The sequence below is a fragment of the Streptomyces pathocidini genome (genome assembly GCF_001418495.1).
GTDB lineage: Bacteria > Actinomycetota > Actinomycetes > Streptomycetales > Streptomycetaceae > Streptomyces > Streptomyces pathocidini.
The window spans coordinates 1-7,088 of sequence record NZ_LIQY01000543.1 but is presented as its reverse complement, the minus strand read 5'-3'; the positions used below and the strand labels follow the sequence as shown (position 1 = coordinate 7,088).

The window sequence follows — 7,088 nt, the reverse complement described above, 5'->3', positions numbered from 1 at the left end:
CCGAGCACCCCGGCGTCGACCTCGTCTCCTTCACCGGCGGCCTCGCCAGCGGCACCAAGGTCATGCAGGCTGCCGCGCCCACCGTGAAGAAGGTGGCCCTGGAGCTCGGCGGCAAGAACCCCAATGTGGTCTTCGCCGACGCCTGTGCCACCGACGAGGGCTTCGACACCGCTGTCGACCAGGCTCTGAACGCCGCGTTCATCCACAGCGGCCAGGTCTGCTCCGCCGGTTCGCGCCTCATCGTCGAGGAGTCCGTGCGCGACCGCTTCGTCGCCGAACTCGCCCGCCGCGCCGAGCTGATCAGGCTCGGCCGCGGCACCGAGGACGGCGTCGAGTGCGGCCCGCTGGTCTCCGCGCAGCAGCTCGCGAAGATCGAGGCGTACGTCGAGTCCGCGCGCCAGGAGGGCGCCGTCGTCCGCTGCGGCGGCCGGCGGCCCGCGCCCTCCGATGTACGGCCCGCCACCGGCTACTTCTACGCGCCCACCGTCCTCGACTACTGCCACGGCGAGATGCGCGTGGTCCGCGAGGAGACCTTCGGGCCGATCCTCACCGTCGAGACCTTCAAGACCGAGGACGACGCGGTGGCGCTGGCCAACGACACCGAGTACGGGCTCGCCGGCGCCGTCTGGACCGCCGACCCGGGCCGCGCCCGCCGCGTCGCGGGTCGTATGCGCCACGGCACGGTGTGGATCAACGATTACCACCCGTACGTACCGCAGGCCGAGTGGGGCGGGTTCGGCAAGTCCGGGATCGGGCGCGAGCTCGGGCCTTCGGGGCTCGCCGAGTACCGCGAGCCCAAGCACGTCTACCAGAACCTCGACCCGCGCCCCGTCCGCTGGTTCGCCGGCTGACCCGCCGAGGACGCGGCCCCAGGAGCCGAGGCCCCGGCCCACGGCTGAAGCCCCAGCCCGCAGCCGAGGATCCGGCCCCACAGCTAAAAGCCCCGGCTCGCAGTCGAGACCCCGGCTCGCAGTCGAGACCCCGGCTCACAGTCGAGGAATGGCCCAACAGCCCGTCTGTTCACGGCAGGACAGCACCAAGGCCCCGCACCCAGGACAGCACCAAGGCCCGCACCCGCACCGCACCTTGCAGAGGAGCAGCACCCCCCATGCCCGAGAACGCGCACGTCTACGACTACGTCGTGGTCGGCGGCGGCACCGCAGGTTCGGTGATCGCCTCCCGGCTCACCGAGGACCCCGGCGTCACCGTCGCCGTCATCGAGGGCGGCCCCAGCGACATCGACCGGCCCGACGTCCTCACCCTCCGGCGCTGGCTGGGCCTCCTCGGCGGGGACCTCGACTACGACTACCCGACGACGCCCCAGCCGCGCGGCAACTCCCACATCCGGCACAGCCGGGCCCGCGTGCTCGGCGGCTGCTCCTCGCACAACACGCTGATCAGCTTCAAGCCGCTGCCCGGCGACTGGGACGAGTGGGCCGAAGCGGGCGCCGAGGGCTGGGACGCGGCGTCCATGGACCCGTACTTCGACCGGCTGCGCAACAACATCGTGGCCGTGGACGAGAAGGACCGGAACGCCATCGCCCGCGACTTCGTCGAGGCGGCGCAGGACGCGCTGGGCGTGCCGCGCGTGGAGGGCTTCAACAAGAAGCCGTTCCACGAGGGCGTCGGCTTCTTCGACCTCGCCTACCACCCGGAGGACAACAAGCGCTCCTCGGCCTCCGTCGCGTACCTCCACCCGCACATCGAGGCGGGCGACCGGCCCAACCTGACGATCCTGCTGGAGTCCTGGGCGTACCGGCTGGAGCTGGCGGGCACGCGCGCGACCGGTGTGCACGTCCGCACCAAGGACGGGGAGGAGATTCTCGTACGGGCCGGGCGCGAGGTCCTGGTCTGCGCCGGGGCGGTCGACACCCCGCGGCTGCTGATGCACTCCGGTATCGGGCCGAAGCGGGACCTGGAGGCCCTCGGCATCCCGGTCGTCCACGACCTGCCGGGTGTCGGCGAGAACCTGCTCGACCACCCCGAGTCGGTCATCGTCTGGGAGACGGACGGGCCGATCCCGGAGAACTCCGCGATGGACTCCGACGCCGGGCTCTTCCTGCGGCGCGACCCCGAATCCCCGGGCCCGGACCTGATGTTCCACTTCTACCAGATCCCGTTCACCGACAACCCGGAGCGGCTGGGCTACGAGAAGCCCGAGTACGGCGTGTCGATGACCCCGAACATCCCCAAGCCCCGCAGCCGCGGCCGCCTCTACCTCACCAGCGCCGACCCGGCCGTCAAACCCGCCCTGGACTTCCGGTACTTCACGGACGAGGACGACTACGACGGCAACACCCTCGTCGACGGCATCAAGATCGCGCGGCGGATCGCCGAGACCGAGCCGCTCAGGCACTGGCTCAAGCGCGAGGTCTGCCCCGGCCCGCGGATCACCTCCGACGAGGAGCTCAGCGCGTACGCCCGCTCGGTCGCGCACACCGTCTACCACCCGGCCGGCACCTGCCGGATGGGCGCCGAAGCCGACGAACTCGCCGTTGTCGACCCGGAGTTGCGGGTCCGCGGCCTGACGGGGATCCGGATCGCGGACGCGTCCGTGTTCCCGACGATGCCCGCCGTCAACCCCATGGTCGGCGTGCTGATGGTGGGGGAGAAGGCCGCCGAACTGCTTGTCCGGAAACCCGCACCGGGAGGTGACGCGTGATGACCGACAACCGCGCAAGAACCGACAGCCGCGCAAGAACCGAGGACCATCGGGGCGACCGGGCGGTGTTCTCCGTACGCAACCTGTGGAAGGTCTTCGGCCCCAGGGCCGACCGCGTACCCGGCAGCGCCGCCGCCGACCTGAGCGCGGCCGAGCTGCGCGAGCGCACCGGCTGCACCGCCGCCGTACGCGATGTGTCCTTCGACGTCCGCAAGGGCGAGGTCTTCGTCGTCATGGGCCTGTCCGGCTCCGGCAAGTCCACGCTCGTGCGCTGTCTGACCCGGCTCATCGAGCCGACCAGCGGCAGCCTGGCCATCGACGGCGAGGACGTGCTGGCCATGGACCGCGCCCGGCTGCGCGAACTGCGCCGCCGCCGCGCCGCGATGGTCTTCCAGCACTTCGGCCTGCTGCCGCACCGCACCGTCCTCGACAACGTCGCCTACGGCCTGGAGATCCAGGGCGTGGCCAAGGCCGAACGCCGGGCGCGGGCCGCCGAGATGGTCGCGAAGGTCGGGCTCGAAGGCCTTGAGGGGCGCCGCCCGGGGCAGCTCTCCGGCGGCCAGCAGCAGCGCGTCGGGCTGGCCCGGGCGCTCGCCGTCGACCCCGAAGTGCTGCTGTTCGACGAGCCGTTCAGCGCCCTGGACCCGCTCATCCGCCGCGACATGCAGCAGGAGGTCATCCGGCTGCACCGCGAGGAGGGCCGGACGATGGTCTTCATCACCCACGACCTCAGCGAGGCGCTGCGGCTGGGCGACCGGATCGCGCTGATGCGCGACGGCCGGATCGTGCAGCTCGGCACGCCCGAGGAGATCGTCGGCTCCCCGGCCGACGACTACGTACGCGAGTTCGTCCGCGACGTGGCCCGCGAGCAGGTCATCACGGTGCGCAGCGCCATGCGCCCCGCCGACATCGGGGAGTCCGAGACCGGGCCCGCGCTCGCCCCGAGCGCGACCGTCTCCGAGGCCATCGAGGCCGTCGCCCGCTCCGGCGACCCGGCCGCGCGCGTCATGTCCGACGGCAAGCTGCTGGGCGTCGTGGACCACGAGGCGCTGCTCGGGGTCGTCGCCGGTACGGCGGAGGAGCCCGTGGGCCCGCGCGACCCGGGCGCGCCCACGGGGCGGGGGGTGGCGGCATGAGCGCCGGCACCGTCGGGGCCACCGCCGCCCCGCGCGGCCTCCCGGCGCGCGGTCTCGTACGCCACCGGGGCCTGGTCAAGCTCGTCCTGCTGGCCGTCGCGGCGGCGGCCCTCGTGCCGTACGCCAACTCCCAGTGGCACAGCGGCACCTGGCCCGCCGCGCTGACCGTCGACCTGACCGAGCCGCTGACGAGAACCAGCGACTGGATCATCGACAACCGCGACCGCCACCCCCTCTTCCTCTACTTCTTCGGCCACATCAGCAACACCGTCGTGCTGTCCGTGCGCGCCGTCTACCTCGTGCTGCTCGCCCTCGGCTGGGCCGGGGTCACGGCCGCCGCCGGGCTGATCGCCTGGCGTGTGGCGGGCGTACGGCTCGCGCTGACGGCCGCGGCCGCGTTCGCGCTGTGCGGGCTGCTCGGCATGTGGGTGCCGACCATGCAGAGCCTCGCGCTGATGGTCGTCGCGGTCCTCGCCTCGGTCGTCCTGGGCGCGCTGCTGGGCCTGGCGGCCGGGCTCTCGGACCGCGTGTACCGGGCGCTGCGCCCGGTGCTCGACACGATGCAGGTGCTGCCCGCCTTCGCGTACCTGCTGCCCGTCGTCCTCGTCTTCGGCATCGGCGTGCCCGCCGCGGTCCTGGCCACCGTCGTGTACGCGGCGCCGCCGATGACCCGGCTCACCGCGCTCGGGCTGCGGAACGCCGACGGCGGTGTGATGGAGGCCGTCACCTCGCTCGGCGCCACCGCCCGGCAGCGGCTGCTGACGGCCCGGCTGCCGCTGGCCCGCAGGGAGCTGCTGCTCGGCCTCAACCAGACGATCATGATGGCGCTCTCCATGGCCGTCATCGCCTCGATGATCGGCGCGGGCGGCCTCGGCGACCGCGTCTACCAGGCGCTCTCCTCGGTGGACGTCGGCGCGGCGCTCGCCGCGGGCATCCCGATCGTGCTGCTGGCCGTCGTCCTGGACCGGGTCACGGCCGCGGCGGGGGAGCGGATCGGCGCCGAGCCGGCGGGCCCGGCCCTGCTGCGCGGGCGGCGCGGCTGGGCTGTCACGGGCGCGGGCGCGGCGCTGGTGGCTGTCGCGGCGCGGTCCCTGGGCCACCAGGCCTGGCCGGACAGCTGGGTCGTCGCCATCGCCCGGCCGGTCAACACCGCCAAGGACTGGATGGTCGACCACCTCTACACCGGCGTGCCCGTCGTCGGCGGCACCGCCGACTGGGCCGCCCACTTCACCCGCTGGGTCCTCGACCCGGTCCGCGACGGCCTGCTGGCCCTGCCCTGGTGGGGCGCGCTGCTGGTCGTGGCCGCCCTGGCCTGGCTCATCGGCACCTGGCGGACCGCCCTGACCGCCGTCCTCGCGCTGGCCGCGATCGGTGTCCTCGGGGTGTGGAAGCCGTCGATGGACACGCTCTCGCAGGTCCTGGCGGCCGTCGCCGTCACGCTCGTCCTCGGCTTCGCCGTCGGCGCCGCCGCCGCGCGCAGCCCCCGGCTGGAGACGCTGCTGCGGCCGGTGCTGGACGTGTGCCAGACGATGCCGCAGTTCGTCTACCTGATCCCGGTGGTCGCGCTGTTCTCCGTCGGCCGCGCCCCGGCCGTCGCCGCGGCCGTCGTCTACGCGCTGCCCGCCGTCGTCCGCATCACCACCCAGGGCCTGAGGCAGGTCGACCCGGGGGCGCTGGAGGCCGCACGCTCGATGGGTGCCACCGGCTGGCAGCAGCTGCGCCAGGTCCAACTGCCGCTCGCCCGCCCGGCGTTGCTGCTCGCCGTCAACCAGGGCGTCGTCCTGGTCCTCGCCGTGGTGATCATCGGCGGCCTGGTCGGCGGCGGCGCGCTCGGCTACGACGTGGTGGCCGGTCTCGCGCGCGGCGACCTGGCGACCGGCCTGGTCGCGGGCGCGGCGATCGTCTGCCTGGGCCTTGTCCTGGACCGGGTGACCCAGCCGACGACCCGGCGGCGCATGGGAAAGGAAGCCTGAGATGTACGAGACGGGAACCCGGCGAACCCGACTGATCCGACTGGCCGTCGGGGCCGCGGCCCTCACGGGGCTGGTCGCCACCACCGGTTGCGGCGCGGCCGACATGACCAAGCAGGCGTCCCCGTACGCCAACGCGGCCGGCGCCCGGACGGTCACCCTGTCCGTGCAGTCCTGGGTCGGCGCGCAGGCCAACGTCGGCGTCGCCAAGTACCTGCTCGAACACGAGCTGGGCTACCGCGTCGACACCGTCCAGGTCGACGAGATCCCCGCCTGGGACGCGCTCAGCCAGGGCCGCATCGACGCGATCCTGGAGGACTGGGGCCACCCCGACCAGGAGCAGCGCTACGTCAAGGACAAGAAGACCATCGCCCCCGGCGGCGACCTGGGCGTCACCGGCCACATCGGCTGGTTCGTGCCCAAGTACTTCGCCGACGAGCACCCGGACGTCACCGACTGGAAGAACCTGAACAAGTACGCGGACCAGCTGCGTACGGCCGAGAGCGGCGACAAGGGCCAACTCCTCGACGGCTCACCCTCGTACGTCACGAACGACAAGGCGCTCGTGAAGAACCTCGACCTGGACTACCAGGTGGTCTTCTCGGGGTCCGAGGCGGCGCAGATCACCCAGATCAAGCAGTTCGCCAAGCAGAAGAAGCCGTTCCTGACGTACTGGTACGAGCCGCAGTGGCTCTTCAACCAGGTGCCGATGGTCGAGGTCGAGCTGCCGAAGTACACGGACGCCTGTGGGGCCGAGGGCGCCGAGGACCCCGCGTCCGTGGACTGCGCCTACCCCACCACCCCGCTCCAGAAGTTCCTCAACGCGGACTTCGCAAGGAAGGGCGGCAAGGCCGCCGACTTCCTCAGGAAGTTCACGTGGAGCAAGGAGGACCAGAACGAGGTCTCCGAGATGATTGCCGCGGACAAACTGCCCGCGGACGAGGCGGCGGAGCGCTGGGTCAAGGACCACCCGGAGGTCTGGAAGGAATGGGTGTCCTGAAAGCCTGGCCCCTTCGGGGTTTTGCTTTCCGGGGCTCGTCCCTTCCGGGGTTCTGCCCTTCGGGCGCTCGGAGGCAATCCGGCCCCTCCCGGCGCCAACTCAGCCCTTCCGGCGCCAACCCAGCCTCTCCGGCGCCAACCCGGCCCCTCCGGAGCAACCCCAGCTCCTTCGGCGCTTGGAGAAGGACCGGCCTCTCCGGAGGCAAATCCAGCCCCTCCGGAGCAAACCCCGCTCCTCGGCGCTCGGAGAAGAACCGGCCCCGCCGGAGGAAATCCAGCCCCTCCGGCGTTTGAGGAGCGGGGTCCGGGGCGGAGCCCCGG

Annotated in this window: 5 protein-coding genes; all 5 read left to right on the top strand. The window is 72.5% G+C overall.

Annotation, left to right across the window (positions count from 1 at the left end):
- On the top strand, nucleotides 1–851 hold an 851-nt coding region (locus AOK16_RS22300), incomplete at its 5' end, for an aldehyde dehydrogenase family protein (protein WP_157859309.1).
- Between the two features lie 257 nt (nucleotides 852–1,108).
- The gene (locus AOK16_RS22295) at nucleotides 1,109–2,662 is read left to right on the top strand and encodes a GMC family oxidoreductase (protein ID WP_055473955.1); all 1,554 of its coding nucleotides are present in this window, start codon (nucleotides 1,109–1,111) and stop codon (nucleotides 2,660–2,662) included.
- The gene (locus AOK16_RS22290; RefSeq protein ID WP_079101658.1) at nucleotides 2,662–3,798 is read left to right on the top strand and encodes a quaternary amine ABC transporter ATP-binding protein; all 1,137 of its coding nucleotides are present in this window, start codon (nucleotides 2,662–2,664) and stop codon (nucleotides 3,796–3,798) included. Before AOK16_RS22295 ends, AOK16_RS22290 begins: the two co-directional genes overlap by 1 nt.
- The gene (locus tag AOK16_RS22285; protein WP_055473954.1) at nucleotides 3,795–5,771 is read left to right on the top strand and encodes an ABC transporter permease; all 1,977 of its coding nucleotides are present in this window, start codon (nucleotides 3,795–3,797) and stop codon (nucleotides 5,769–5,771) included. The genes AOK16_RS22290 and AOK16_RS22285 overlap by 4 nt, the downstream gene beginning before the upstream one ends.
- Before the next feature lies 1 nt (nucleotide 5,772).
- Entirely contained in the window at nucleotides 5,773–6,768 is a 996-nt protein-coding gene (locus tag AOK16_RS22280) for an ABC transporter substrate-binding protein (protein WP_055473953.1), read from the top strand.
- Nucleotides 6,769–7,088: the final 320 nt, after the last annotated feature.

Bases quoted from the DNA above. Each gene is read 5' to 3' on its own strand.
- AOK16_RS22295 (WP_055473955.1), top strand. From the start codon at position 1,109: ATGCCCGAGAACGCGCACGTCTACGACTACGTCGTGGTCGGCGGCGGC.
- AOK16_RS22290 (WP_079101658.1), top strand. From the start codon at position 2,662: ATGACCGACAACCGCGCAAGAACCGACAGCCGCGCAAGAACCGAGGAC.
- AOK16_RS22285 (WP_055473954.1), top strand. From the start codon at position 3,795: ATGAGCGCCGGCACCGTCGGGGCCACCGCCGCCCCGCGCGGCCTCCCG.
- AOK16_RS22280 (WP_055473953.1), top strand. From the start codon at position 5,773: ATGTACGAGACGGGAACCCGGCGAACCCGACTGATCCGACTGGCCGTC.